Genomic DNA, 26,272 nt, shown 5'->3' with positions numbered 1-26,272 from the left:
TGTGCCAAGCCCGGAGCCGCAAGCTCCGGGTTTTGCATTTTCAGGCATTGCGTAATCAGTGAGAGCGACGCAGCAGCTATTCGGCGACGATCTTCAGCTTGTCGCCCGCCGCGATCCGCGCCTGCGGCGTCAACCCGTTCAGAAGCAGGAACAGGTCGAGCTTGCGGTCTGTGCCGAGCATGCGCTGCGCGATCGAGGCGGCGGTATCGCCCGCCTTTGCTTCGATCACGCGAATGCGCAGCGGCTTCAGCGAGGCGATCTCCGAGGTGCTCATGCGGCGGAATGTCGCGCGCAGTTTTTCGGCCGTCGATTTCAGCAGCGCGTCCTGGCCCTTGGGCACGGCGGTCAGGAAGCGATAGATCTTGGGGCCGTTTCGCACCACGGTCACGTCGAAATCCCAGCGCTCAGCCGATGCGCGGGCCACAGCCGCCGGCATGCCGTTGACGCTCGCCGCCCGCACCGTTTCGGGTAGCAGCCCCGTCACCCAGCCGCTGGAAATATAGGCCGCAAGACTGCCGCCGGAATTGTCGTCGACAAGATCGAAGCGGATGGCCACATCGCCCGGACCCGTCGCCATGACGGCGTCGACCTTGTTGTCGATGCGGAAGCCAGGCGGCGTGTCGAAGCGGATGCCGAGATTGCCATGCAGAAAGGATTGACCGCGGACATAGCCCTCTTGCGGGCTGTCGCCATAGAGCAGCCCGTCGATGCCGGCGAGGAAGTAGTCGCGGCCGCGGTCGCCGGCTTTGCCTTCCATGCCGAATTGCCGGGCATGCATGCGCGCCAGTTCCACGCGCTGCGGCGTCGACGGGTGGCTGGACAGAAAGTCCAGACCCGAGCCCGCGCCATCGGCGCCGGCGTTGAATTTCTGGAATGCGCCCATGGCGTCGAGGAAGCGCGCCGCGGCATAGGGGTCGTAACCCGCTTCGCCGAGCATGCGTACGCCGATGACATCGGCCTGGAGTTCCTGGTTGCGCGAGAAGGCGGCAAGCCGAAGCTTCGACCGCGCCAGCGCCTGCTTGCCGGCGATTTCCGACGACAGGACTTCGCTGACCACGCGGCTGGCGATAACCGCCGCCTCTTCGCGCTGCTGGCGCTCGATGCCGTGATTGGCGGTCACATGCGCCATTTCATGGCTGAGCACGGCCGCGACTTCGGATGCGTCGGTGGCGAGCGCGAGAAGCCCGCGCGTGACATAGACGTAACCGCCGGGTAGGGCGAAGGCGTTGATCGCGGGGGAATTGAGAATGGTGATGCGGTAGGACTGGGCCGGGTTTTCCGACACCACGGTCAGCGCGCCGGTGATGCGCGCCACCAGTTGCTCGGTCTTGAGATCGTGATATTCGCCGCCATAAGAGGCGACGATGCGCGGATGCTCGCGCGCGCCCAATTCCGCGCGGGGGTCGTTCTTCTGCACCTCGTCGACGATCTGCGGCGAGGTCGAGGGCGCGATATTCGGCTCGTAGCTCTGTTCCAGAATGGACTGGCAGCCCGTGACGAGAAAGACGGTGGAAGCCAGGGCGCAGGCGCGCAAAAGATTGTCCCGGCGCACACGCAAAATGCGTCCGCCAGGCCGCCGATCGCCGCTCATTCTCCTGCTTCCGACTGTCAGAGCGCTGTCCTCATCTTGCCCGTATTCAACCGGACGGGGCACCATTAGCCGATTTCACGGCGTGTTGCATAGCACAATCTGTGACGCCGGGACCGTCAAATTCTTAACGAAATCAGTCGATTTTGAGGCTGGAACCAGCTTTATCCGTGATTTCGACGGTCTATTTCCAATCCCCTGTCGAGCCAGTGAAGGTCACGGCGCCGTCCCGGACCTCCACGACCCGATCTGCGATGCGCATGATCTCGCTCCGGTCATGTGTGATCATCATAACGATCACCGGCGCAGATTGTTGCATGGACTGCACCAAAGCGCCCATATCCTGGCGCAGCGTCTCGTCGAGACTGGCGAAGGGTTCGTCGAGCAGCAGCAGCGGCCGCTTTCTCAACAGCGCCCGGGCGAAAGCGACGCGCTGCTTTTCGCCGCCGGAGAGATCGGCGGGCTTGCGCTTTTCGAACCCGGCGAGCCCGACGGCCTCCAGCGCTTTCGACACCTGGGCGCGCGCCGCCGCATCGAGCCGCAGGGCAGGGTTGATGCCGAGCCCGACATTGTCGAACAAGGTCAGGTGGGCGAAGAGATTGTGCTCCTGGAACACATAGGTCAGCGGCCGGCGTCCGGGCGGCTCATGGGTGATGTCGCGCCCGCCGAACAGGACGCGGCCACTGGTCGGGGCTTCGAACCCGGCCAGCAGGTGAAAGAGCGTCGACTTTCCCGCGCCCGACGGCCCGGTGACGGCGACCAAGCCGGCTCCCTGAAGATGCAGGCGATAGCGAAATTCCCGCGCCCCGAAGGCGATGCCGAGATCTTCCACGCGAAGGTCGAGCGATGCGACGTCGAAATCAGGCATGGCCTGCTGCTCCCGAGTTCGAATTCCTGAGCGCCGGCGCCATCAGGGCCAGGCAGACGAGACCGAGAATTAGGGAAAGACCGGCCGCATCCGTGCCGCGGTAACTGCCGAGCTTGGCGTAGAGCAGTGCGGGCAGGGTGATGAAAGTCTCGTCGCCGAACAGCGCAATGGCGCCGAGATCGCCGAGGGACAGAGCCATGGCGAAACCGAGAGCAGTGAGGATAGGCGTTTTCAACGCCGGCCAGTCGATCAACCGCAGCCGGTTCCAACCTGTCACGCCGAGGCTCAGGGCCAGCCTTTCAGTGCGGCGGGCGTGGCTATCGAGGGCGGGGCCGAGCGCACGGGCGACGAAAGGCATCGCCATCAGCGCGTTGATGACGATCACGGCAAACGGCGCGCCGACGCCAAGCCAATCCAGCCTGAGCGTCAGCACGAACCAGCCCGCCCCCAACGCCAAGGGCGGCGACAGCAGGATGAAATCGGTGAGGCCGAGGCTCCGCCGGGCCAGCGAGCCCGAAGGAAAGCGCCGCCGCGCCTCGAGCAGCGTATAGCCGAGCAGCGTGGAGAGAAGTCCTGCCGACAGGGCTATGCCGAGACTGATCGCCAACGCGCGCTGAAAGAAAGGATCGGAGACGAGACGGAGAAGATCCGCCCTCAGCCCGGCGATCGTTGCGGCCAAGAGCGGTCCCGCCACGAACAGCGTGAAGAGCAGGATGATGACAGCATCGTTGCCGCGCGCCGCAAGTCCCGCAGCGTCGGGCCGGAAAGGGCGGGATGACAGCGTGGATCTCGCCTCGTCCACATCAGGCGCCAGACGCAGCGCCTGAAACACCAGAGCGGTCAGCGCGATCTGCAGCCCTGTGAGCGCCAGGGCGCGGGCCGGGTCGAAATCGAATTTGAGCGCCTGATAGATCGCCACTTCCAGCGTCGAGGTCGCCGGCCCGCCACCGAGCGTCAGGATGATGGTGAAACTCGTCATGCACAGCATGAAGATCAATCCGGCGGCGCCGGGCAGGGCCCGCAGGAGCGCAGGACCCTCGACGAAGCGGAAGAGGGAGAGACGGGAAAAGCCGAGGCTGGCGGCAAGTCGCCATTCATCCCTCGGCACGGCGTCGAGACTGGTCAGCAGAAAACGCACCGCGAGCGGCAGGTTGAAAAAAACATGCGCGATGAGAATGCCGGAGAGACCGTAGATAGACAGGCGGGGAGCCCCGAACCAGACCAGGACGTCATTGGCGAGGCCCTGCCGCCCCCAGATTTCGATCAGACCGAACACAGCCGGCAGAACGGGAAGTCCGAGCGGCAGGACCAGCAGCGCAGCGACAAGACCACGCCCCGGAAAAGCCCGCCGCCGCGCCAGCGCCAGCGCCACCGGGACGGCGAAGACGACCGACAGCAGCGTCGATAGAAACGCCTGCCAGAGCGTGAACGCCGTCAGATGCGCGAGATAGGGAAGGGGCGGATAGGACGCCTCGGGGGCGGCAGCCAGGAGCGCCGCCGCCGCCAGCGCGACGAACAGGAGAATGCCGGCGAGGCTGAGAAACCCCACCGATATCCAAACCCTGTCCTCGCGCGAGCGGATCATGAGCCGGCTTACTTTACGCTCATGGCGGCCAGCCATTCATCGATCCAGGCCTTGCGGTTGGCGGCGACCTCTTCCGGCGCGATCACCAGCGTCTTCTCGGGATTGACGAGTTTGCCGAACACCGGGTTCAGCGGCGCCGAGGTCTTGGCGGCCGGCAGCATCCAGTTGTTTTCGGGAATGATGTCCTGGAAAGCCGGCGAGATCATGAAAGTGAGGAAGGACTGGGCAAGCGCCTTGTCCTTGGTCGTCTTCACGACGCCCGCAACCTCCACCTGGATCGGATGACCTTCGGAAAAGGCTGCGGCCTGATAGCGGTTCTGGCTTTCGGCGATCATGTGATAGGCGGGCGAGGTGGTGTAGGACAGCACCATCGGCGCTTCGCCCTTGGTGAACAGGCCATAGGCTTCCGACCAGCCCGGCGTCACGGTCAATACCCGTGGCTTGAACTTGGCCCAGGCTTCGCCCGCCTTGTCGCCATAGACGGCTTTCATCCAGACCAGCAGGCCGAGGCCGGGCGTGGACGTCCGGGGGTCCTCGATAACGATCTTCTCTTCGGGATTGCCCTCGACCAGCTCCTTCAGGCTCTTCGGCGGGCTTTTCAGCGTCTCGGTGTCGTAGATCACGGCGAAATGGCCGTAGTCATAGGGCACGAAGACGGGATCGCTGAACCCGCCGGGGATCGAGACGCCGGAAGTGTCGACGCCATGGTCGGCGAACATGCCGGTGTCGCGCGCTTCCTGCACCAGATTGTTGTCGAGGCCGAGCACGATGTCGGCCTTGGTCTTGTCGCCCTCGGCCTTCAGCCGCGTCAGGAGCGCCACGCCGTCGCCGAGGCTGACATAGTCCACCTTGCAGGCGCAGGTCTTTTCGAACGCCGCCTTCACCTTGGGGCCGGGGCCCCATTCCGAGGTGAAGCTCTCATAGGTGTAGATCGTCAGCGTCTTCTCGGCCGACAGGACGGGGTGAGCGAGGGAAAAAGCGGCCAGAGCCGCCAGAGAATACAGGGTCGCGTTGCGCATCAGCGCCTCCTTCATGTTTCAACAAACGGGAATAGGGCGCTGAGATATCGTGCCGTCTAATCCCTCCGCCGGTGCTAACCGGATCAGGTTCTTCGGGTTGGTCTTAAGACCTCTCAGCCGACGATCGTTACCGATCCCAGCACCCCGTTAGAGCAGTTCCGTATGTAATTGGAGTTTGACCGACTGGCAAGCTTGCGGCGTCAGATTGGCGGGGTTGGGCGCAGGCGCAGGAAACGCTGCTCGGTTACCTCTGTTCCCCATTGGTCTCCGCGCCACTCCTCGCTGAGCGAAAATCCCGCTCGCTCATAAAGCGCGCGCGCCGCATCGAGCCCGGCGAATGTCCAGAGATGCGTTTCCCGAAACGCCCGGGCATCCGCAAAGGCAAGCGCGCGCTCCAGAAGCCGGCGTCCGACGCCTTGCCCCTGCAAAACCTCGTCGACGATCACCCAGCGCAGATGGGCCTTGCCGTCGCCGAGATCTTCGCCATCAACAGCCGCCGACCCGACGATGTCGTCTCCCATCACCGCCAGCCACATTTCATTGTTCGGCCTGTCGAGACGACCGACGAAGTCGGCCAGTCCTGCAGCGACTTTCGCCTCGAAGGCGGCGCCGAACCGCCAATGGCGAGCATAGTAACGCGCGTGAAGAGCGACAACAGCCCCAATGGCGCCGGGCCGGTATCCCGACACGATCTCCAGCTGTGGACGAGACGGCGCGATGTCGAGGCGCGCGCTTTCGAGCCCAGAAGCATAGGCTTCCAAACCCCGCCGAACCAGCATCCGGTTGGGAGCATCGAGTTTGGCGAGCGCCCGCGTCACCTGGCTGTCGGCATAGTCATCTATAAAGGCGGCGAGCGTCCTGCCTTTTCGGGTCAGCGCCAGCTTCTTTCTGCGCCCGTCCTCCGCATCGCTTTCTTCCCGCAGCAGGTCTTCATCCGACAGCTTGGCCAGGAGACGGCTGACGCTCGATTTGTCGAGCAGGAGAAGCTGCGCGATATCCTTGGCGGAGAGGTCGTTGCGCGCCAGTTCCACCAGCGCATGCACTGCGGACGGCGCCAGCGTCGTGCCCGCAAGTCCGGCGCCGAGAAAACCGAGTTCCCGGACCAGCCGCCGTGACGCGCGCCGAATTGCTTCTGTCTCAATGCTCATTAGAAACCCATATAGTTGCACGACGCAACTATATGGGTTCGGCGAGCGAACCGCAAGGCTGCTGGAACGGCTTGAAAAGCCGCAAATGCAGGGATATGGAGGCCGCAGTTTCAACTCAGAACCGAAAGTGGCGGCACATGTCCGAACGCAAGCTTTTCCTTCTCCCCGGCGATGGCATCGGCCAGGAAACCATGGCGGAAGTCCGCAAGTTCATCACAGCGATGAACGAAAAGTTCAACGCCGGTTTCGTCACCGACGAAGGCCTGGTCGGCGGATCGGCTTATGACGCCCATGGCGCGGCGATTTCCGAAGAAGACATGGAAAAGGCCCAGGCTGCGGACGCTGTGCTGTTCGGCGCGGTCGGCGGCCCCAAGTGGGATTCCGTTCCCTATGACGTGCGCCCGGAAGCCGGTCTCTTGCGCCTGCGCAAGGATCTGGCGCTGTTCGCCAATCTGCGTCCGGCGATCTGCTATCCAGCGCTTGCCAACGCCTCCTCGCTGAAGCCGGAGATCGTCGAAGGCCTCGACATTCTCATCGTCCGCGAACTGACCGGCGGCGTCTATTTCGGTAGCCCCAAGGAAATCATCGACCTTGGCAACGGCCAGAAGCGCGGCATCGACACCCAGGTCTATGACACGTTTGAAATCGAACGCATTTCCTCGGTCGCCTTCGAGCTCGCCCGCACTCGCGGCAACAAGGTCTGCTCGATGGAAAAGCGCAACGTCATGAAGTCGGGCGTGCTCTGGAACGAAGTCGTGACCGCCACGCACAAGGCGAAATATTCCGACGTGACGCTCGAGCATATGCTGGCCGACGCCGGCGGCATGCAGCTCGTCCGCTGGCCGAAGCAGTTCGACGTCATCGTCACCGACAACCTGTTCGGCGACATGCTCTCCGACATCGCCTCGATGCTCACGGGTTCGCTGGGCATGCTGCCGTCGGCCTCGCTCGGCGCGCCGGATCCGAAGACCGGCAAGCGCAAGGCGATGTATGAGCCCGTGCACGGCTCCGCGCCCGATATCGCCGGCCAGGGCATCGCCAATCCGATCGCCATGATCGCCTCCTTCGCCATGTGCCTGAGATATTCCTTCGCTATGATCAAGGAAGCCGATGCGCTCGAAAAGGCCATCGCCAATGTGCTGGAAAAGGGCATCCGCACCGGCGACATCATGGCCGAGGGCTGCAAGAAGGTCGGAACCGTGGAAATGGGTGACGCGATCCTCGAGGAATATCTCACCCTCGCGGCGTAACGCCCCGAGGGAGTTTACTGCTGCATGACGATGACGACGACGCCCCGGATAGGCTTTTCACTGGCGGAACTCAGGGCGACGGGGCTGTTGCGGCCCCATGTCGCGCTGCCGCTGATTTTCGCGGTCTCCGTCATCGTCGGCTTGCAGCTCGACGCCTGGGCTGGCGGCCAGATGGGCCGCTGGCCGGTCTGGCTCAGCCATCCGAGCCGGATGATGACCGATTACGCCAAGTCCGGCTGGATCCTCTGGTCGAGCGCGGCGCTGATCGTCACCGTCTATGTCAGCTATCGCGACATGGATGGCGGCGCGGTGAGGGATTTCACCCGTCGCCTCACCTCGGCTGCAGCGTTCGTTTTCGTCAGCGTCGCAACCTCCGGCCTTACCGCCACGCTTCTCAAGAACGCTATCGGCCGGGCGCGTCCCGCCCTTTTTGACGAGACCGGCCCCTTCGATTTTCGGCCGTTCGAGATGCAATTCTTCTATCAGGGCTTTCCCTCGGGTCACGGAACCACGGCCGGCGCCTTCTTCACTGCGCTCGCCATTCTCTATCCGCGCTACTGGCTGGTCTGGATTGCTCTTGGGGTTGCGCTCGCCTCGACGCGAGTTTTCGTCGGCGCGCATTATCCGTCTGATTCAACGGCCGGATTTCTGCTCGGCGCCTGGTTCGCCTTCGCCGTCGCCTGCATCTTTCACGCCCGCGGGTGGTGGCCTGACCGGGGACGATGAATATGTGGATCCAGACGAACGTCATGAAATAAGAAGAAGGGCCCGGCGATTGCCGGGCCCCCATTTTTGTTGTCTCGGAGCAAGCCTCAGAGCGTGTGCACGTCGTTGTTCTTGGTTTCCTTGAGGAAGATCATGCCGATGATCAGGCTCATCACAGCGATCACGATCGGGTACCAGAGGCCGTAATAGATGTCGCCCTTGGCCGCCGACATCGCAAAGACGATGGCCGGAAGCAGGCCGCCGAACCAGCCGTTGCCGATGTGATAGGGCAGCGACATGCCGGTGTAGCGGATGCGGGTCGGGAACATTTCCACCAGCATGGCGGCGATCGGGCCATAGACCATGGTCACATAGATCACGAGAACGGTCAGGATGGCGATGCACTGCACCCAGTTCACTTCGTCCGGATTGGCGACGATCTTGAATTCGCCGCCGGCCGGCACCTTGTAGACCGCCATTTCGGTCACGCCTTCGAGATCTTTGGCTGTTGCGTATTTCTCGCGGATGATCTTGGCCGCCGACATGGTTTCCGGCGTCAGCGCGCGAATGGCCGCCTCATCCAGGTTCAGTTCCGGATTGGCCGCCACGAAAGCGGCGATCTTGGGCTCGGGCACGAAGGCCGCGCCGCGGACCAGCGGATAGCCGGCGTCCTTGAGAGCGAAGAATGCCGCCTTCTGGAAGGTTGCGTCCAGCCCCTTGGCCTGATCGCCGGCCTTGACGGCGTCATAGCTCGGAACGACCGCGTCCTTGATCTTGACGGTCGCGGGAGTCCCGGCAGGCGCGGGCACGATGTCGTAGGGGATCGAGTTCTTGGTCAGGAAGGCGGTGGCGATATCGCAGGATGTGGTGAATTTCGCCGTGCCGGTGGGGTTGAACTGGAAATTGCAGTCCGCCGGATCGGCCGTCACCGTGGCGCGGATTTCCGACTGCGCCTTGGCGAGAGCCGGGTTGCCGGCCCAGGTCAACGCCTTGAACAGCGGGAAGTAGGTGAGCGCGGCGAGCGCCAGGCCCAGCATGATCACCGGCTTGCGGCCGATCTTGTCGGACAGCCAGCCGAACACCACGAAGAACAGCGTGCCGATGGCAAGCGAGATCGCGACCATGACATTGGCGTCCTGCAGGTCGATCTTCAGCACGTTCTGCAGGAAGAACAGCGCGTAGAACTGGCCCGAATACCAGACCACGGCCTGACCGGCGACGGCGCCGAACAGCGCGAGCAGCGCGATCTTGGCGTTCTTCCACTGGCCGAAGGCTTCGGAGATCGGCGCCTTCGACGTCTTTCCCTCTTCCTTCATCTTCTTGAAGGCGGGGGATTCGTTCATCTGAACGCGGATCCACACGGAGACGCCGAGCAGAGCGACAGAGATCAGGAAGGGAATGCGCCAGCCCCATTCGGCGAAAGCGTCGCGTCCCAGGATCGACTGCACGGCGAGAATGACGAGCAGCGACAGGAAGAGACCGAGCGTCGCGGTGGTCTGGATCCAGGACGTGTAGAAGCCGCGGCGATCGTCGGGCGCATGTTCAGCGACATAGGTCGCGGCGCCGCCATATTCGCCGCCGAGCGCCAGGCCCTGCAACAGGCGCAGAATGATGAGAATGATGGGCGCGGCGATGCCGATCTGCGCCGAACCGGGCAGAAGACCGACGATGAAGGTGGAAACGCCCATGATCAGGATGGTGATCAGGAAGGTGTATTTGCGGCCGACGATGTCGCCCAACCGTCCGAACACAAGCGCGCCGAACGGACGCACCAGGAAGCCCGCCGCGAAAGCGAGCAGGACGAAGATGTTGCGCGTAGCCTCGGGATAGGAATTGAAGAACGCCATCCCGATATAGGCTCCCAGCGAGCCGTAGAGATAGAAGTCGTACCATTCGAACACGGTGCCGAGAGAGGAGGCGAAGATCACCTTCTTCTCCTCTCGCGACATCGGCCGGCCGCGGCTGTGGGTCGCTGCGATATCCGCCATGTGAGATCCTCCAGTCAGAACATGCCGGACAGCGCCTTTCCTCCAAGGCCTTCATCGACTGCCGGCGTATAGGGAAGGATGCCATGATGTCGCACGGGCGGGCAGATGGGCTTTGGGATTATGACGAAAGTATTAGGTGCAATGCGAAATGCGCTGCAACCGCACTATCGCGACGCCAAACAACCTTGCCGTCTTGACTCCGGACCAAAAGCCGGTAGAGGTGAGCGCCGAAAGGGAACCGCCCATGTCTGGCCATGCTCGAGCCTCGCTCCTGATGCGCCGTCCGGATCAACGATCCGGCGGACGGTCGCTTTTTTCTCCTGTTTGCAAAACCAGGGCCACCAAAACGAAGACGAAAACCGTCTGACGTTCCTGGCCCGCCGCTCTCTCCCCGGCTTTAGGCCGGGAGCGGGAACCTGACGCGATGTCTTGCGGTCCGGTTCCGATCCAGCAACCGGCGGAGAGAAAAGAAAGAGACGATCACAATGGGTTTCAAAGTCGTAGTCGCAGGCGCCACCGGCAATGTCGGTCGCGAAATGCTCAACATTCTGGCCGAGCGCAATTTCCCCGCCGATGAAGTCGTGGCGCTGGCTTCCAGCCGCTCGCTCGGCACCGAAGTTTCCTTCGGCGACAAAACGCTGGTGGTGAAGAATCTCGAGAATTATGATTTCTCGGGCACCGATATCTGCCTGATGTCGGCTGGCGGCGACGTTTCCAAGAAGTGGTCTCCGAAGATCGGCCAGCAGGGCTGCGTCGTCATCGACAACTCCTCGGCCTGGCGCTACGATTCCGAGGTGCCGCTGATCGTGCCGGAAGTGAACCCGGACGCTGTGGCCGGCTTCCGCAAGAAGAACATCATCGCCAACCCGAATTGCTCGACCGCCCAGCTGGTCGTGGCGTTGAAGCCCCTGCATGACCGCGCCAAGATCAAGCGCGTCGTGGTTTCGACCTACCAGTCCGTTTCCGGCGCCGGCAAGGACGGCATGGACGAATTGTTCAACCAGACCCGCGCCGTCTTCGTGGCCGACCCCATCGAGAACAAGAAGTTCACCAAGCGCATCGCCTTCAACGTCATTCCGCATATCGACGTCTTCATGGAGGACGGCTACACCAAGGAAGAATGGAAGGTGCTGGCCGAGACCAAGAAGATGCTCGATCCGGCGATCAAGGTCACCTGCACCGCCGTGCGCGTGCCGGTGTTCATCGGCCATTCGGAATCGGTGAATATCGAATTCGAAAACGAGATCACCGCCGACGAGGCCCGCGAAATCCTGCGCGAAGCGCCGGGTTGCCTCGTCATCGACAAGCATGAGAACGGCGGTTATGTGACGCCGTACGAATGCGCCGGCGAAGACGCGACTTACATCTCGCGCATCCGCGAGGACGCGACCGTCGAGAACGGCCTGAACATGTGGGTGGTTTCCGACAACCTGCGCAAGGGCGCGGCCCTCAACGCGGTGCAGATCGCGGAACTACTTATTAACCGTGGCTTGCTAAAGGCGGCATAAGCAAAGTCTCACGAATATGTGACCCGGAATCGAAGTATGGACCCCGCGGGAAACGTCATTCTCGCGGGGTTTCGTCTTGATGATGGAGCCGGGAGACTTGTAACTAATTTAGACCGAATCGGCGCCTGTCGCGCCGTTCCGCTGGGTGAGGCGCTGATGATTTCGATTTCCAAGCAACTGGCCGCAGGCATGGCTGTCGCGGCTTCTCTTCTTGCCGCTCCGGCGGCGCATGCCGCAGCCTGCGGCAACACGTCCAAGGGCTTCGAAGCCTGGGTCGCTAATTTCAAGACGGAAGCGGCGAACCAGGGGATCAGCGGTCGTACGCTCGACAAGGTCTTCTCGTCGGTCTCCTACAGCCGGGCGACCATCCGCGCCGACCGCGGCCAGAAGAGCTTCAAGCTGAGCCTCGACGAATTCATGCGCAAGCGCGGCGCGACCACCATCGTCTCACGCGGCAAGAAGATGCGCTCCGCCAACGCAGCTCTGTTCAACCATCTCGAATCCCGCTTTGGCGTTCCCGCCGGCCCGCTGATCGCCATCTGGGGCATGGAAACCGGTTTCGGCTCCTATCTCGGCAATGAGCACACGCTGTCGGCTGTCTCGACGCTGGCCTTCGACTGCCGCCGGTCGGCTTACTTCACCGAACAGCTCTACGCCGCTCTGAAGCTGGTGGAACGCGGCGATCTGCAGATCAACGCGCGCGGCGCCGCCCATGGCGAAATCGGCCAGACCCAGTTCCTGCCCAAGAATGTCGTGACCTACGGCGTCGACGGCGATGGCGACGGCCATATCAATCTCGTCGGCTCCCGCGCCGACGCGCTCGCCTCGACCGCCAACTTCCTGCGCGGCCATGGCTGGAGCGCCGGCGCCGGCTATCAGCCGGGCGAGCCGAATTTCGCCGCCATCCAGGGCTGGAACGCCGCGACCGTCTATCAGCAGGCGATCGCCATTATGGGCGCGCAGATCGACGGTCAGTAGAGACCGACAAGAAAAGGCGACGGCGAGGGGCTGGACCCGCCGCCGTCGCCAAAATACTCAAGACGTCTGCTCGGCGTCGTCTTTCTTCTCGATCGCCTCGAGATCGGGCCGGATGAAATCGCCGGTCTCCGGATTCATCACCCACAATTCCCCCGTCGAAATATCGAACCAGGCGCCGTGCAGGCGGAGCTTCTGCCTGCCCTCCAGAATCGAGACGCAAGGGAAGGTCCTGAGATTGGCGATCGAGTTGCGGATCGAGACACGCTCGAGCGTGCGCTGACGTTCGGCGGGCGTCATGAACGTGTAGTGCTGCACTTCTTCCGCAGTCGGCCGCAACAGTCCCATCCATTTGCCGATGAAGTCGCCGGGAGACAGCGGCTCGCCGCCGTAATTCAGCGCCGCGTGGATGCCGCCGCAGCGACCATGTCCCATGACGACGATGTCGCGGATCTTGAGCGACTGGACGGCGAATTCGAGCGCCGCAGACGTGCCGTGATAGTTCTCGTCCGGCGCATAGGGCGGCACGAGATTGGCGACGTTTCGGACAACGAACAGTTCGCCGGGTCCGGAATCGAAGATCGTCTCCGGAGCCGCGCGGGAATCGCAACAGGCGATGACCATGGTGGTCGGCGTCTGGCCCTTTTCAGCCAGTTTGCGGTAGCGGTCGGATTCGCCGGAATAGCGGCCGCTCATGAAGGCGCTGTAGCCCTCCAGCAATTGCGAAGGAAAACCGGTCACGTCTATTCCTTTCATGATGTGCGTTTACGCGAGGGATGCAGGAGATGACGCATCTGCACCATCGCCATCGGCGTCGAAAAACTGTGATGATCCTCGGCCAGCATGAGCTCGTCAGAGCCGCGCTTGACCGCTCGCGCCAGAACCTCGAACACCGACGCGGTGGCCATCTGCAGGGCGCGTTCGTCGCTGTCGCCCTTGATGATGCGGGACAGGAACAGGGCGGCGGTGAGGTCGCCCAGGCCCTTGGGGGCGTTGTCGACCATCCGATGCTCGGCGAGCAGCGCATGGCGTTCCGTGAGAAGCAGATTTCCCGTGCCGCCGGCCATCATCGCCACCGCTGACGTCACCAGCACGCGCCGCGGCCCGAGCGCCAGCGCGGCGTCCAGCGCCTGCGCATTGCTGTCGAGCGGCGCCCCCGCCAGCCAGCCGAGTTCGAAGCGATTGGGCGTGGCGATGTCGGCCAGCGGAAGCAGCTGATCGCGCACGGCGCCGGCGGTCGCCGAGGATACATAGAGACCGCCATCGTCGCCCATCACAGGATCGCAGAGATAGAGAAGGCCCGGATTGAGCGCCTTGAGCCGGCTGATGAAAATCGCTGCGGCCTGCGCCTGGCCGGGCGTGGCGAAATAGCCCGTGATGACCGCGCGGACGGCGCCGGCATACTGGGACGCCACAATGTCATCCAGAATGTTGGCAAAACCGTCGTCGGGCAGTGGAATTCGGGTCGAGGGCCCATGCCCGGGATGCCAGGGAAGGATCACCGTCGGCAGCGACAGCACCGGATGGCCCATGGCCTCCAGGCTGAAAACGACGGCGCGATTGCCGACCGACCCCCGGACCACCTGGCTGGAAATGGCGACGATTTCCGCCGGCGCGTCATTGTCCATCACTCTACCCCGCCTTTTCCAAGCCTTGATTGCCGCAGTGCAAGAAATTGTCAACCTTTTATGATCCGGACAATCGCAATGCCGCGCTTGAACGGGACTCAAGGCCATGCCACGGTGAAACGCCAGATTAGAAAGCGCGACGGGAATGTGATGAAGACTGCGGAGACGACGGCCGAAAAGCCGAGCCGGGCGGCCATTTTTGGATGGATGATGTTCGATTGGGCGGCGCAGCCCTTCTTTACCGTGGTGATCACCTTCATCTTCAGCCCCTATTTCGTCTCGCGCATGGTCGCCGATCCCGATCAGGGCCAGCAATATTGGAGCAATATCAACGTCGTCTCCTCTATCATCATCGCGCTGCTCGCGCCGGTGATGGGAGCGATCGCGGATGCGAGCGGCTACAAGAAGCGCTGGATCGGCGCCTTCGCCGTGGTCAAGATCCTGTCGCTGTTGCTGCTGTGGCAGGCCGCCCCCGGCAGCTCCGTTCTGTTCATCGGCCTGTTGATCGTGCTCGCCTCGATCGCGGCGGAGTTCTCGATCGTCTTCAACGATTCCATGATGCCGCGGCTGGTGGACAACGCCAATGCCGGCAAAATATCGAACATCGCCTGGGGCCTCGGCTATGCCGGCGGGCTGGTGTCGCTGTTTGCCGTGCTGCTGTTCATGGCCGGCTCGCCGCAGACGGGCAAGACCCTCATCGGCCTCGACCCGATCTTCAGTCTCGACCCGGCCCAGGGCGAGGATGCGCGCGTCACAGGACCGCTCTCGGCGATCTGGTATCTCATCTTCATTCTACCGATGTTCCTGTTCACGTCCGATATCCGCAAGAGCGTCCCGATCGGCCGCGCAGTGGGCCAGGGGCTGCGCGAATTGCGCAGCGCGATCCTGTCGCTTGGCGAGCGTAAGCCACTCCTGCGCTTCCTGATCGCCCGGATGATCTATCAGGACGGCGTCAACGGCCTGCTGATCCTCGGCGGCGCCTATGGCGCGGCGATGTTCGGCTGGGAAACCACGGAAGTGGGCATCTACGGCATCATGCTGGCGGTGGTGGCGATTTTCGGCTGCTGGGCCGCAGGCCATCTCGACGGCGCCTTCGGCTCCAAGAATGTCGTCATTCTCTGCCTGATCCTCCTGCTGATCGCCACGATCGGCGATATCTCCACCACCCGCGACTTCACATTGTTCGGCCTGATCCCGCTGGTTCCAGGCGACACGGCGGGCCTGTTCAGCACCCAGGGCGAAAAAATCTACATCCTGTTCGGCCTGCTGATCGGTCTGGCTTTCGGGCCTGTCCAGGCCTCGTCGCGCTCCTTTATGTCGCGCAGCGTCGATGCGGAGGAGGCCGGCCGCTATTTCGGCCTTTACGCGCTGTCGGGCCGGGCGACCACCTTCATGGCCACCGGCCTCAACAGCCTGATGATCTGGGCGAGCGGCTCGGCCCGGGTCGGCATGGCCTCGCTGATCGTGTTCTTCGTCGTCGGCCTCGTATTGCTGATCGCCACGCCCTATCCCGCCAGAAACAAGGCGTGAGAAACCCGCCTTTCCGGTAAGAAAGGCGGGTTCAAAGATAGGCTTTGGCCTCAGTGGCGGAAGTGGCGCATGCCGGTAAACACCATGGCGACGCCATGAGCGTCCGCCGCGTCGATCACCTCCTGGTCACGCATCGAGCCGCCCGGCTGAATGACCGAGGTAGCTCCGGCGGCTATCATCGACAGAAGCCCGTCCGCGAAGGGCAGGAAGGCCTCCGATGCCGCAGCCGAGCCGCGGGTCTTCGGTTCAGCCCAGCCGGCTGCTTTGGCAGCATCCTCGGCCTTGATCGCGGCGATGCGGGCGGAATCGACCCGGCTCATCTGGCCGGCGCCGATGCCGGCGGTCTGCCCGTCCTTGGCGTAGACCACCGCATTCGACTTCACATGCTTGGCCACCGTATAGGCAAATTTCAGGTCCTCGATCTCCTGGGCTGTGGGCGCGCGCTTGGTCACGACCTTCAGCGTCACATCGTCGATCACGCCTGCGTCCCGCGCCTGCACGAGCAGGCCGCCGGACACGGTCTTGGCCGTGAGACCCGGATGACGCGGATCCGGCAGCGCGCCGGTGGTCAGGAGCCGGAGATTGGGCTTGGTCGCGATGATCGCCTTGGCTTCGTCGGAAACCTCAGGTGCGATGATCACTTCAGTGAACAGCTTGACGATTTCCTGGGCCGTTTCGGCGTCGAGCAGCGAGTTCAAGGCGATGATGCCGCCGAAGGCCGAGGTCGAATCACAGGCGAGCGCCTTGAGATAGGCTTCCCTGAGCGAGCCGCCGGTCGCGACGCCGCAAGGATTGGCGTGCTTGATGATGGCGCAGGCCGGACCCTTTTCGGGCGCGAATTCCGCCACCAGCTCGAACGCCGCGTCGGTGTCGTTGATATTGTTGTAGGAAAGCTGCTTGCCCTGCAGGAGCGCGGCGGTGGCCACGCCCGGCCGGTTTTCGCCGGTGACATAGAAGGCCGCCTTCTGATGCGGGTTCTCGCCGTAGCGCATTTCTTCGCGCAGCACGCCGCCGACAGTGCGGTAGCGCGGCGCCTCGACGCCGAGATCCTCGGCCATCCAGTTGGCGATGGCGGTGTCGTAGGCCGCGGTGCGGGCGTAAGCCTTCTGCGCCATCAGCTGGCGGAAGCGGTGGGGCGTTCCGCCCTCGGACTTCAGATGCCCGATCAGCGTGGCGTAATCGGCCGGATCGGTGATGACGGTGACATAGGCGTGGTTCTTGGCCGAAGCGCGGATCATCGCCGGGCCGCCGATGTCGATATTCTCGACGCTTTCCGGATAGTCGGCGCCCTTGGCCCGGACCTCTTCGAAAGGATAGAGATTGATGATCGACAGATCGATCGCGGAAATCCCATGATCCGCCATAGCCTTCCGGTGATCGGCGTCGTCGCGGATGGCGAGAAGGCCGCCATGCACATTCGGATGCAGCGTCTTGACGCGGCCATCCATGATTTCCGGAAAGCCGGTGACCTGGGAGACGTCGGTGACGGCCAGGCCGGCGTCCGACAGCGCCTTGAACGTGCCGCCGGTCGACAGAATGGCGACCCCGAGCGCGACCAGTTCGCGGGCCAGCTCCACCACGCCTGATTTGTCCGAGACCGAGATGAGCGCGGTCTTCACAGCGACCAGATCCGGCGCGGGAATTCGTTTCGATTGCACGGCCATGCCATGAGCCCCCTGAAAGCGATGTCTGCCGCGCCGTTAGCACAGGCGGCGCGCGGTTTAAACCCGCTTTCGAGCCTGTCCGGTCATAAGAGGCTCAGCCCGGCCCGCGATGGGTCAGGACCCATTGGATTTCCGGCAGAAGACCGGCCGTATAGGAAAGCTCCAGCATACGGCTGGCGCGAACGCCGCTGGGATCGGCGAAGAACACGTCGTCCTCGATCAGCACCTCGGCGTCCATGCACACGAAAGTCCATTGTTCGCCGTCCGGCGCGACGAGCCGGACTTCGTTTTCATCGATGCGCCTGATCTCGATCTGCGGATGGATGTGAAAACGGATCGACACCTTGTCGAGCCGGTCTTCGCCGACATCGGACCCGTCGGCGTTTCTCAGGCGATCCTTGCCGCGCAGCAGCGCGCCGGTGGAGTTGATGCTGATCGTGCGCTCATGCACCAGCCCGAAAAGGCCGACATAGCCGTCATGCGCCGCAGCCACCGCCTGGCCGCCTTCCTCGCCGTCGTGACGGCGGAGCTTCACCTCACTCAGGCCTTCAAGAAAAGGCGCGCCCTCGCTCTTCCTTTTGACCATGCGGGCAGAGGACGTGTCGTTCAGCGTCAGCGTCGAATGCGCCGCCGTGGCCCGCGCCAGTTGGCGATAATGCTCGCCGGCGAAATGCGGCGAGCCGGAATTGATGATGAAGCGGTATTTTCCCGACGACAGTTCGAACGAGAGACAGCCGGCATGCGCCTCGCGCGACATATCGGGCGAAACCGGCAGGCCGACATCCATCAGCACCACCGCGCTGCCCGCAGACAGCCGCTGATATCCCATATGCGGCAGCGCCTTGAACGGCGCGCCCGCCGTTTCGTCATAGCGCAGCGCCGACATCAATTCACGGGCCAGCGTCGAGGTCGCGCCGTTGAACAGCGCCAATTCCCCGCCCTGATGCCGGAAGAAGCGCAGCGCCGGAAACATCCGGTCGATGGTCGGCACCAGCCGCACCGGCAGATCATGGCCGAGATTGACATAGGTCTGCCTCAGCGGCAGCAGATCGAGCAGGATTTCCAAGCCGGCGCGCGGATTGCGCGAGATGTGTCCCCCATCGGCAAGGATCTGCCGCTCCAGTTCCGCGTCGAGAAGCTCAGCCGCCTTCACCACGCGTTTCGGCGAGGTCGGTGTGGCAAGCGAGGCCATGGCGAGCGCAATGCGGGCGATCAGACGTGGCAGACCGTCGGCGCTGGACGGCGTCATCGCTTCGAGATAGCGGATGTGATCGGAGATCGACCGCAGGAAGCGTTTGTAGAAAGCCATGTCGGTGTTCTTGAGCAGCACCGTGGAATGCGACAGCCAGGCGATCAGCCGCTGCGCCGCAAGCCCCGGCTCCCAGACGAAGCCCGACATCTGGCGGCCATGCGCCGCGAGCCATTCATCCGTCAGGCGCCGCGCGATCGCCGCATGCGCGTCGTTTCTGGAGGCGCGGACATGGCGGAGCCAGGAAAATCCATGCAGGCGGTTGGCGAACTCCTTCGACGGCAATTCAAGAAGAAAGGGCGAACGCCCCTCGCTGACCAGCAGCCGCCCCGCCAGCGGAAAGCGTCCCTCGGCAATCTCCTCGGCGACGAAGGGATCGGCGGCGCGCAAATCTGTCGGCGCCACCAGCAAACGATCCGGCGGCCGGCGCAGAGTGGGAACCGCGCCAATCCGCCAGGCGGTCAAACGCCTCAAAGCCCGTCGCATGCGCTCACTCATGGCCGAGGCGGTTTCCCATGTCTTTCAAACGGATGGTGATCCAGCATTCAGCCAATACAATTTTCCTAATATGGCGCGATGTAAAGACCTCGTTCCAGTTTTTGGACGATTCCGGCCTGATTCGAATGATTACAGAGCGCCGAACCGCGCCGCCATCGGCAAGATCGGTTATTCAACCCTTTCGATGACGGCCGCATAGAAGCCGTCGACGCCGTTCATCATGTCAGGCGTGGTGCGGATCTGCCCGTTACGCATGATTTCGGGGGGAATAGTCGAAAATTCTTCGGGATTTAGTAGGCGCATCCGAGCGGACGGCGTCTCCGCGAGAAAGGCCGCAATCAATTCCTCGCCTTCCAGGGGATCGAGCGAACAATTGGCGAAGACGAGACGCCCGCCCGGCTTGACCATGGCGAACGAGGCGTCGAGCAATCGGCGCTGGACGGAAGCAAGCTTGGCGACATCGTCCAGGCTCTTGGTCCAGACGACATCGGGATGGCGCCGGATGGTGCCGGTCGATGAGCAGGGCGCATCGAGAAGAATGGCGTCGAAGGGTTTCTCCGGCTTCAAGTCCTCGAGTTTCGCGACCACGAACTCCGCTTCGAAGCCGAGACGGGCGAGATTGCCTTTCAGCCGTTTCATCCGGCTCGCGGATTGTTCGACGGCCGTCACCTTGCCGCCGGCGAGAACCAATTGCGCGGTCTTGCCGCCGGGGGCGGCGCAGAGATCGGCCACGCGCTTGCCCGATATGTCCCCCATCAGCCTGGCCGGAATGGCGGCGGCGGCGTCCTGCACCCACCAGGCGCCCTCCTCGAAGCCTTCGAGTTCCGTCACGGCGCCATGGAGTTCGTTCAGCCGGACGCTGCCAGTCGGCAGCACGGCGCCGCCAAGCTTGTCGGCCCAGCCTTGGGGATCGCTCTTTACGGTCAGGTCTATCGGCGGCAGCGTAATGAAATTGTCGCCTATCCTGCGCGCGACCTCCTCGCCATAGGCCGCAACGAGCCGTTTCTGGAACCAGTCCGGAAAGATCGGCACGTCGGCGCGGACGCGAGCCAGCGCCTCGTCCTTCTCGCGGCCCAGCCGACGCAGAAGCGCATTGACGAGATTGGCGAAACGCGTCGATCGCGGATCGAGGCGCGCCTGCTCGACCGCGAGATCGACGGCGGAATGATCGGGAACGTCGAGAAACAGGATCTGCGCGGCGGCGACCGCCAGCACATGCCGCAAGTGCCGCGCGCCATCCGGCAACGGCGTCTGCAGATAGCCGTCGAGAATGGCGTTGATCCAGTTGAGGTGACGAAGCGCGGAGTTTAGGATGGCGCGCACCAGCGCCTTGTCTGCGCCAGAGAGAGCCCGGAAGGCCGGGTTGCCGTGATCGTCGTCGATGACGCCATCCATCGGCGTCTTCTGGTCGACGATCGCCGCCATCATCTTGGCGGCCGCGGCGCGGGCGGCGTAGCCTGGTTTGGCCGAGATATCGGCCGCCTCTCGTCTGTCGGATGTCTTGCGGGGAGGGCGGCCGGGTGTCTTGGTCAAGAATAAGGTCCTTCGGGAGGTTTGCGGTCGCCGCGCCCCCAGGTGATGTTGGGCACGGAGCGGCCTTTGCGACCGGAACTATCAGGCGCGGGCGCGTCCGTCGAGGCCCCCCAGGGGCTTGCGCGCTCTTGTGGCGGCTGAGCGACCGGCGCAGGCTGCGGCGAGGCAGGACGCGCACGCTCGGGCGCTGCCCGCATGCCGCGCGCCAGGTCCTGCAGGGCGGCGATGCGGTTTTCGGTGTTGGGGTGGGTGGAAAACAGATTGTCCATCCGCTCGCCCGACAAGGGATTGATGATGAACATATGCGCGGTGGCGGGATTGGCTTCGGCGCGCGGATTGGGAATGTGATGGGCCGCCGTCGCGATCTTGTCGAGAGCGGACGCGAGCCACAGCGGATTGCCGCAGATTTCGGCCCCGCGCCGGTCAGCAGCGTATTCGCGGGTGCGGCTGATCGCCATCTGCACCAGCATCGCGGCGAAGGGGGCGATGATCATCGTGGCGAGCACGCCGATGAAGCCGAAGGGATTGCTGCGCTCGTCGCGATTGCCGCCAAACAGAAAGGCGAAATTTCCGAGCATGGAAATCGCCCCGGCCAGCGTCGCAGTCACGGTCATGATCAACGTGTCGCGATTTTCGATATGCGCCAGCTCATGCGCCATCACGCCCGCGACTTCTTCCGGCGTCAACCGCTGAAGCAAGCCTGTGGAGGCCGCCACTGCCGCAGCGTCGGGCGCGCGACCGGTGGCGAACGCGTTCGGCTGGTCGGAGTTGATGATATAGACGCGCGGCATCGGCAGATTGGCGCGGGCGGCGAGGTCGCGGATCATCCGGTAGAATTCCGGCGCGCTGTGTTCGTCCACCTCCTGGGCGTTATAGGACGACAGCACCATGTTTCCGGAATTCCACCACGAAAACAGGTTCATGCCGGCAGCGACGAGCAAGGCGATCATCATACCGCCGCGCCCGCCGATCATGAAACCGACGCCCATGAACAAGGCCGTCATGAAGGCGAGCAACATGGCAGTCTTGACGTAATTCATCCGTTTCTCCTTGATGCGGGTCTTGAATTCGACCGTCATGCAATGACATGGGATGTGAAGCCGCAAAAATCAATCTGGGTGACGCCATGACCGACGCCGACAACGACAATGACGAATCCGGCCGCAAGCCGCTGTCGCCAGCCGCGCTCCGGGCCCTCGAGGAAGCCGAAGCGCGCCGCAAGGCCGCCGAAGCGCAGGAGCGTCCTCCCGAAGTGGGAGGTCGTGGCGGCGCCGATCCCGCTCGCTTCGGAGACTGGGAAATCAACGGTCGGGCCATCGATTTTTAACCTGAAATAATTCCTATTGATCGCGCCGTGAATTCGGAATATTTTCCTTTTCATGGTCAAGTCGCTTCGACGCATCGCTTCTTCATCCGTTCTGGCGCTCGCTCTCTTGGGGGCGAGCGGTGAACAGAGCTGGGCGGAAGCCAGCCGCCGCTATCACGTTGATGGTCCGGTGGCCGCCGAACTCGTGTCGGTGATCGATGGCGACACGGTGTTGGTCAACGCTCGTCCCTGGCCGCAACAGACCATTTCGGTGATGGTGCGGCTGCGCGGCATCGACACGCCGGAACTCAAAAGCCGCTGCCCAGCAGAGCGGGAAAGAGCCCGCGCCGCCCGCGACCTTCTCGAACAACGTCTTGCGGCAGGGGATCTGGCCTTGTCGGATATCGACGCCGACAAATATTTCGGCCGTGTGGTGGCGCGCCTCAGCTTTGGCGAAACAAGCGACGCATCCGATCTTCTGCTCGCCGCCGGTCTGGCGCGGCCTTACGATGGCGGCAGAAAAGAAAAAACCTCTTGCTGAGGTTGCAGCGCGTTGGTGGATTTTTCGCTTTTGGCGGATAAGGCTCAGACAGGAGCACCATCATGCCGCTGTTTTTCATTCTGTCTCTGATCCCGCAACCGCTTGCCGCGACGCCGCACAATCCGCAGTCCTTTGTTCAAACTGTGAGACTGAGTTGCAAGCAGATGTCTTCTTGCGAGGACGCGGTCGCTCTCTGGTGTTCCGGCTATCGGCGAGCGGATGGCGATAATGACGGCATACCCTGCGAGAATGTCTGTCATTCCATTGAACAGGTCGAAGAGATCGTTAGCCGGCAAGGATGTTGAAAGGGCCGGCGCTGCGCGCGCCGGCCCTGCTTGATGTCAGGACGCCTTTTTCATCTGCCTGTTCTGGCGATTGGCGATCAATTCGTCGACCACGCCGGGATCGGCGAGCGTCGATGTGTCGCCCAACGCGCCGAAATCGTCTTCGGCGATCTTGCGGAGAATCCGACGCATGATCTTGCCCGAGCGGGTCTTGGGCAGGCCCGGCGCGAACTGTATCTTGTCGGGCGTGGCGATCGGGCCGATCTCGGTGCGCACATGCTTGACCAACTCGGCGCGCAGCGCGTCATTGCCTTCGACGCCGGACATCAGCGTCACATAGCAATAGATGCCCTGCCCCTTGATGTCGTGCGGATAACCGACCACCGCGGCTTCCGACACCAGATGGTGCGAGACCAGCGCCGATTCTACTTCCGCGGTGCCGAGCCGGTGCCCCGAGACATTGAGCACGTCGTCGACGCGGCCGGTGATCCAGTAGTAGCCATCCTCGTCGCGGCGGCAGCCGTCGCCGGTGAAATACTTGCCTTTGTAGGTGGCGAAATAGGTCTGGATGAAGCGGTCGTGATCGCCATAGACGGAACGGGCCTGGCCCGGCCAGCTGTCGGTGATGCAGAGATTGCCGTCCGCTGCGCCCTCGATCGGATTGCCCTCGTTGTCGACCAGTTCAGGCTTGATGCCGAAGAAGGGTCGCGTCGCCGAACCCGGCTTGAGGTCGGTCGCGCCCGGCAGCGGCGAAATCAGGATGCCGCCCGTCTCGGTCTGCCACCAGGTGTCGACGATTGGGCATTTTCCTTCGCCGACGACATTGTAATACCATTCCCAGGCTTCGGGATTGATCGGTTCGCCGACCGAACCCAGGAGACGAAGCGTCGAACGCGAGGACCGCTTCACATAGTCGTCGCCGGCGCCCATCAGCGAGCGGATGGCGGTGGGGGCTGTGTAGAAGATGTTGACCTTGTGCTTGTCGATCACTTCCCAGAAGCGGCCCTGGTCGGGGAAATTCGGCACGCCTTCGAACATCAGCGTCGTAGCGCAATTGGCGAGCGGCCCATAGACGATATAGGAATGGCCCGTCACCCAGCCGACATCCGCCGTGCACCAGTAGATGTCGCCGTCGTGATAATCGAACACATATTCATGCGTCATCGAGGCATAGACCAGATAGCCGCCGGTCGTGTGCATCACGCCCTTCGGCTTGCCGGTGGAGCCCGACGTATAAAGAATGAACAGCGGGTCTTCGGCGCGCATCTTCACCGGCGGGCACTCGGCCTTGACGGTGGCGACTTCCTGGTGATGCCAGAGATCGCGACCCGGCGCCCAGCCGATCTTGCCGCCGGTGCGGCGCACGACCAGCACCTTGTTGACGATCACGTAGTTTTTCGCCGCAATATCGATAGCGATATCGGTGTTTTCCTTGAGCGGCACCGGCTTGCCGCCACGCACGCCTTCATCGCAGGTGATGACGAAAGTGGATTCGCAGTCGACGATGCGGCCGGCCAGCGCTTCCGGCGAAAAACCGCCGAACACCACCGAGTGGATCGCGCCGATGCGGGCGCAGGCGAGCATCGCATAGGCCGCTTCAGGGATCATCGGCATATAGATGGTGACGCGATCGCCCTTCTTGACCCCGTGCTTCTTCAGCACATTGGCCATGCGGCAGACCTGCTCGTAGAGCTCGTTATAGGTGATCTTCTTGTCGATATAGGGATTGTCGCCTTCCCAGATGATGGCGGTGCGTTCGCCATGCGTCTTCAGGTGACGGTCGATGCAGTTATAGGAGACGTTGGTCTGGCCGTCTTCGAACCACTTGATCGGCACGCGGCCTTTGAACGAGGTGTTCTTGACCTTCGTATAGGGCTTGAACCAGTCGATGCGCTTGCCATGCTTGCCCCAGAACTTGTCGGGGTTCTCGACGCTTTCCTCATACCATTTCTGATACTTCTCATCGTCGATCAGCGCGCGCGTTTTCGCCGGCTTCAGCACCGGATAGACTTTGGCGGACATTGGCTCCTCCCAATTCGTTCGCTCGGACCCGCAACTCCTTTGCGGTTGGATGACAATAACATAGCACCGGAAACGGCCGCGGCAATGAGACTTTGGTCAACGGATTCTCAAACAATTGCAATTTCGCGACGCTTGAGCTATAAGCCCGTCCATCCCCGGACATTGTGATTAGCACAAACGGCCTGCGACCCCGGCGCAGGCGGCTCAGAAGGATTGTATCCATGGCTCAACAGCTGCTCATGCCGAAGGCGACGGCGATCTGGCTGGTAGACAACACGGCGCTGTCGTTCGATCAGATCGCACAGTTTTGCAAGCTGCATCCGCTCGAAATCAAGGCCATTGCCGATGGCGAAGCCGCCCAAGGCATCAAGGGTCTCGACCCGATTTCGACGGGCCAGCTGTCGCGTGAAGAAATCGCCCGCGCCGAAGCCAATCCGAACCACAAGCTGAAGCTCTCCGAACCCAAGGTTCGTGTTCCCGAGTCCAAGCGCAAGGGTCCGCGCTATACGCCGGTCTCCAAGCGCCAGGATCGCCCCAACGCCATTCTCTGGCTGGTCCGCAACCATCCGGAACTCAAGGATGCGCAGATTTCGCGCCTGGTCGGCACCACCAAGAACACCATCCAGCAGATCCGCGAACGCACCCACTGGAATTCGACCAACCTGACCCCGATGGATCCGGTGACGCTGGGCCTCTGCTCGCAGATCGATCTGGACATGGAAGTCGACAAGGCCGCCCGCAACCGTCCCTTCCAGACCGAGGAAGAACAGGGCGCCACGCTTGAATCGGCCCGCGAGACCGAACGCGTCGCCGATCACGACGATTTCAAGGAAATCGACGCCGACGCCGTCTTCGCCAAGCTCAAGTCGCTATCGGCGAACCGCTCGGACGACGACGACGATCAGTACTGATCGACCGGCGCAGCCATCCCAATCAAAAGCCCGGCGGCCTCGACCGCCGGGCTTTTTGCTGTTCGGATGTCAGTAGGCCGAGCCCTGTTCACCATTCAGGCGATGACGTTCGGTTCCCTTGAGCGGCGGGTTGAAGACGCTGACCAGAATGAGGTCTGTCGACGCGCCGCCCCTCAGATAATGGCGATCATGTTCATCGAGCACATAGATGTCGCCGGGCTTGATCGGAAAGACATTGCCGCTCATGTCCTCGACCTCTCCCTCGCCGGCGATGCAGTAGCAGGCTTCGAGATGGTTGCGGTATTCGAGCAGCGACTGGCTCCCAGCCTTGACCACCGTATGACATACGGTGAAGCCCATGCCGTCCTGTTCGGTGAGCAGGCGGTGACTGGTGCCGTTGCCCCAATCCACGAAGAAGGGCGTCCGCTCGATATCACTCAGGCTGCGCTTGAACATTGATGTCTCCAATTTT

The 26,272-nt window shown here is 62.8% G+C and carries 23 protein-coding genes and 1 riboswitch; of the genes, 9 read left to right on the top strand and 14 right to left on the bottom strand.

What is annotated here, in order from left to right; translation table 11 throughout:
- Nucleotides 1–76: 76 nt before the first annotated feature.
- The 5 genes from E8Q41_RS18615 to E8Q41_RS18595 all read right to left on the bottom strand — a co-directional run bounded on the left by E8Q41_RS18615 (nucleotide 77) and on the right by E8Q41_RS18595 (nucleotide 6,208).
- Entirely contained in the window at nucleotides 77–1,591 is a 1,515-nt protein-coding gene (locus E8Q41_RS18615; RefSeq protein WP_137157052.1) for a M48 family metalloprotease, read from the bottom strand.
- A gap of 181 nt (nucleotides 1,592–1,772) precedes the next feature.
- A complete protein-coding gene (locus E8Q41_RS18610; RefSeq protein ID WP_137157051.1) occupies nucleotides 1,773–2,456 on the bottom strand; it encodes an ATP-binding cassette domain-containing protein in 684 nt (227 codons plus the stop codon).
- Nucleotides 2,449–4,077, bottom strand: a complete 1,629-nt coding sequence (locus E8Q41_RS18605; protein ID WP_246660244.1) for a thiamine/thiamine pyrophosphate ABC transporter permease ThiP — start codon at nucleotides 4,075–4,077, stop codon at nucleotides 2,449–2,451. Before E8Q41_RS18605 ends, E8Q41_RS18610 begins: the two co-directional genes overlap by 8 nt.
- Entirely contained in the window at nucleotides 4,050–5,060 is a 1,011-nt protein-coding gene (thiB, locus tag E8Q41_RS18600; RefSeq protein WP_137157050.1) for a thiamine ABC transporter substrate binding subunit, read from the bottom strand. The genes E8Q41_RS18605 and thiB overlap by 28 nt, the downstream gene beginning before the upstream one ends.
- A 43-nt stretch (nucleotides 5,061–5,103) precedes the next feature.
- Nucleotides 5,104–5,217, bottom strand: a riboswitch (TPP riboswitch).
- A gap of 43 nt (nucleotides 5,218–5,260) precedes the next feature.
- On the bottom strand, nucleotides 5,261–6,208 hold the full coding sequence (locus E8Q41_RS18595) for a bifunctional helix-turn-helix transcriptional regulator/GNAT family N-acetyltransferase (RefSeq protein ID WP_137157049.1): 948 nt from the start codon (nucleotides 6,206–6,208) through the stop codon (nucleotides 5,261–5,263).
- Between the two features lie 137 nt (nucleotides 6,209–6,345).
- Here E8Q41_RS18595 and leuB point away from each other — a divergent pair, with 137 nt between their 5' ends.
- Together leuB and E8Q41_RS18585 are read left to right on the top strand one after the other, a co-directional pair.
- A complete protein-coding gene (leuB, locus tag E8Q41_RS18590; RefSeq protein ID WP_137157048.1) occupies nucleotides 6,346–7,458 on the top strand; it encodes a 3-isopropylmalate dehydrogenase in 1,113 nt (370 codons plus the stop codon).
- 24 nt (nucleotides 7,459–7,482) lie between these two features.
- On the top strand, nucleotides 7,483–8,184 hold the full coding sequence (locus E8Q41_RS18585) for a phosphatase PAP2 family protein (RefSeq protein ID WP_137157047.1): 702 nt from the start codon (nucleotides 7,483–7,485) through the stop codon (nucleotides 8,182–8,184).
- Nucleotides 8,185–8,270: 86 nt separating this feature from the next.
- On the opposite strand, the gene E8Q41_RS18580 is transcribed toward E8Q41_RS18585, so the two are convergent.
- The gene (locus tag E8Q41_RS18580; protein WP_137157046.1) at nucleotides 8,271–10,151 is read right to left on the bottom strand and encodes an MFS transporter; all 1,881 of its coding nucleotides are present in this window, start codon (nucleotides 10,149–10,151) and stop codon (nucleotides 8,271–8,273) included.
- A 485-nt stretch (nucleotides 10,152–10,636) separates the two neighbouring features.
- On the opposite strand from E8Q41_RS18580, the gene E8Q41_RS18575 reads away from it, so the two are divergent.
- Together E8Q41_RS18575 and E8Q41_RS18570 are read left to right on the top strand one after the other, a co-directional pair.
- Nucleotides 10,637–11,659 (top strand): aspartate-semialdehyde dehydrogenase, encoded by a 1,023-nt coding sequence (locus tag E8Q41_RS18575; protein WP_137157045.1) that lies wholly within the window; start codon nucleotides 10,637–10,639, stop codon nucleotides 11,657–11,659.
- Between the two features lie 189 nt (nucleotides 11,660–11,848).
- A complete protein-coding gene (locus tag E8Q41_RS18570; RefSeq protein ID WP_137157330.1) occupies nucleotides 11,849–12,637 on the top strand; it encodes a lytic transglycosylase domain-containing protein in 789 nt (262 codons plus the stop codon).
- Nucleotides 12,638–12,694: 57 nt separating this feature from the next.
- On the opposite strand, the gene E8Q41_RS18565 is transcribed toward E8Q41_RS18570, so the two are convergent.
- Nucleotides 12,695–13,390: a carbonic anhydrase gene (locus E8Q41_RS18565; RefSeq protein WP_170976530.1), complete on the bottom strand. Its 696-nt coding sequence runs from the start codon at nucleotides 13,388–13,390 to the stop codon at nucleotides 12,695–12,697.
- Nucleotides 13,387–14,262, bottom strand: a complete 876-nt coding sequence (gene pdxY, locus E8Q41_RS18560) for a pyridoxal kinase PdxY (protein WP_137157328.1) — start codon at nucleotides 14,260–14,262, stop codon at nucleotides 13,387–13,389. The genes E8Q41_RS18565 and pdxY overlap by 4 nt, the downstream gene beginning before the upstream one ends.
- Before the next feature lie 150 nt (nucleotides 14,263–14,412).
- Between pdxY and E8Q41_RS18555 the strand changes: the two genes are divergently transcribed.
- A complete protein-coding gene (locus E8Q41_RS18555; RefSeq protein ID WP_246660243.1) occupies nucleotides 14,413–15,792 on the top strand; it encodes an MFS transporter in 1,380 nt (459 codons plus the stop codon).
- Nucleotides 15,793–15,842: 50 nt separating this feature from the next.
- Here the strand turns inward: E8Q41_RS18555 and purH are convergent, their stop codons facing one another.
- The 4 genes from purH to htpX form a co-directional block, all read right to left on the bottom strand.
- The gene (purH, locus tag E8Q41_RS18550; RefSeq protein ID WP_137157044.1) at nucleotides 15,843–17,456 is read right to left on the bottom strand and encodes a bifunctional phosphoribosylaminoimidazolecarboxamide formyltransferase/IMP cyclohydrolase; all 1,614 of its coding nucleotides are present in this window, start codon (nucleotides 17,454–17,456) and stop codon (nucleotides 15,843–15,845) included.
- A 94-nt stretch (nucleotides 17,457–17,550) separates the two neighbouring features.
- Nucleotides 17,551–19,110, bottom strand: coding sequence for a heparinase II/III family protein (locus tag E8Q41_RS18545; protein ID WP_246660242.1), 1,560 nt, complete (start codon nucleotides 19,108–19,110; stop codon nucleotides 17,551–17,553).
- A 261-nt stretch (nucleotides 19,111–19,371) separates the two neighbouring features.
- Nucleotides 19,372–20,736 carry an RsmB/NOP family class I SAM-dependent RNA methyltransferase gene (locus E8Q41_RS18540; protein ID WP_137157042.1) on the bottom strand — a complete coding sequence of 455 codons (1,365 nt, stop codon included), beginning with the start codon at nucleotides 20,734–20,736 and terminating at the stop codon, nucleotides 19,372–19,374.
- Nucleotides 20,733–21,776 (bottom strand): zinc metalloprotease HtpX, encoded by a 1,044-nt coding sequence (gene htpX / locus E8Q41_RS18535; protein WP_137157041.1) that lies wholly within the window; start codon nucleotides 21,774–21,776, stop codon nucleotides 20,733–20,735. Before htpX ends, E8Q41_RS18540 begins: the two co-directional genes overlap by 4 nt.
- Before the next feature lie 86 nt (nucleotides 21,777–21,862).
- On the opposite strand from htpX, the gene E8Q41_RS18530 reads away from it, so the two are divergent.
- From E8Q41_RS18530 to E8Q41_RS18520, 3 genes are all read left to right on the top strand, one after another.
- Nucleotides 21,863–22,063 carry a DUF1674 domain-containing protein gene (locus E8Q41_RS18530; protein WP_137157040.1) on the top strand — a complete coding sequence of 67 codons (201 nt, stop codon included), beginning with the start codon at nucleotides 21,863–21,865 and terminating at the stop codon, nucleotides 22,061–22,063.
- Between the two features lie 52 nt (nucleotides 22,064–22,115).
- Nucleotides 22,116–22,583: a thermonuclease family protein gene (locus E8Q41_RS18525; RefSeq protein ID WP_137157039.1), complete on the top strand. Its 468-nt coding sequence runs from the start codon at nucleotides 22,116–22,118 to the stop codon at nucleotides 22,581–22,583.
- Nucleotides 22,584–22,645: 62 nt separating this feature from the next.
- The gene (locus E8Q41_RS18520; RefSeq protein WP_137157038.1) at nucleotides 22,646–22,888 is read left to right on the top strand and encodes an excalibur calcium-binding domain-containing protein; all 243 of its coding nucleotides are present in this window, start codon (nucleotides 22,646–22,648) and stop codon (nucleotides 22,886–22,888) included.
- Nucleotides 22,889–22,924: 36 nt separating this feature from the next.
- Here E8Q41_RS18520 and acs read toward each other — a convergent pair whose 3' ends face one another.
- Entirely contained in the window at nucleotides 22,925–24,889 is a 1,965-nt protein-coding gene (gene acs / locus E8Q41_RS18515) for an acetate--CoA ligase (protein WP_137157037.1), read from the bottom strand.
- Nucleotides 24,890–25,110: 221 nt separating this feature from the next.
- Here acs and E8Q41_RS18510 point away from each other — a divergent pair, with 221 nt between their 5' ends.
- Nucleotides 25,111–25,800, top strand: coding sequence for a DUF1013 domain-containing protein (locus E8Q41_RS18510; RefSeq protein ID WP_137157036.1), 690 nt, complete (start codon nucleotides 25,111–25,113; stop codon nucleotides 25,798–25,800).
- A gap of 69 nt (nucleotides 25,801–25,869) precedes the next feature.
- Here the strand turns inward: E8Q41_RS18510 and E8Q41_RS18505 are convergent, their stop codons facing one another.
- Nucleotides 25,870–26,256 (bottom strand): ectoine synthase, encoded by a 387-nt coding sequence (locus E8Q41_RS18505; protein WP_137157035.1) that lies wholly within the window; start codon nucleotides 26,254–26,256, stop codon nucleotides 25,870–25,872.
- Nucleotides 26,257–26,272: the final 16 nt, after the last annotated feature.

The sequence above is a fragment of the Rhizobium sp. FKL33 genome (genome assembly GCF_005222915.1).
Classification (GTDB): Bacteria; Pseudomonadota; Alphaproteobacteria; order Rhizobiales; family Rhizobiaceae; genus Rhizobium_E.
The sequence above is the reverse complement of the archived record's forward strand: the minus strand, read 5'-3'. Positions and strand labels throughout refer to the sequence as shown.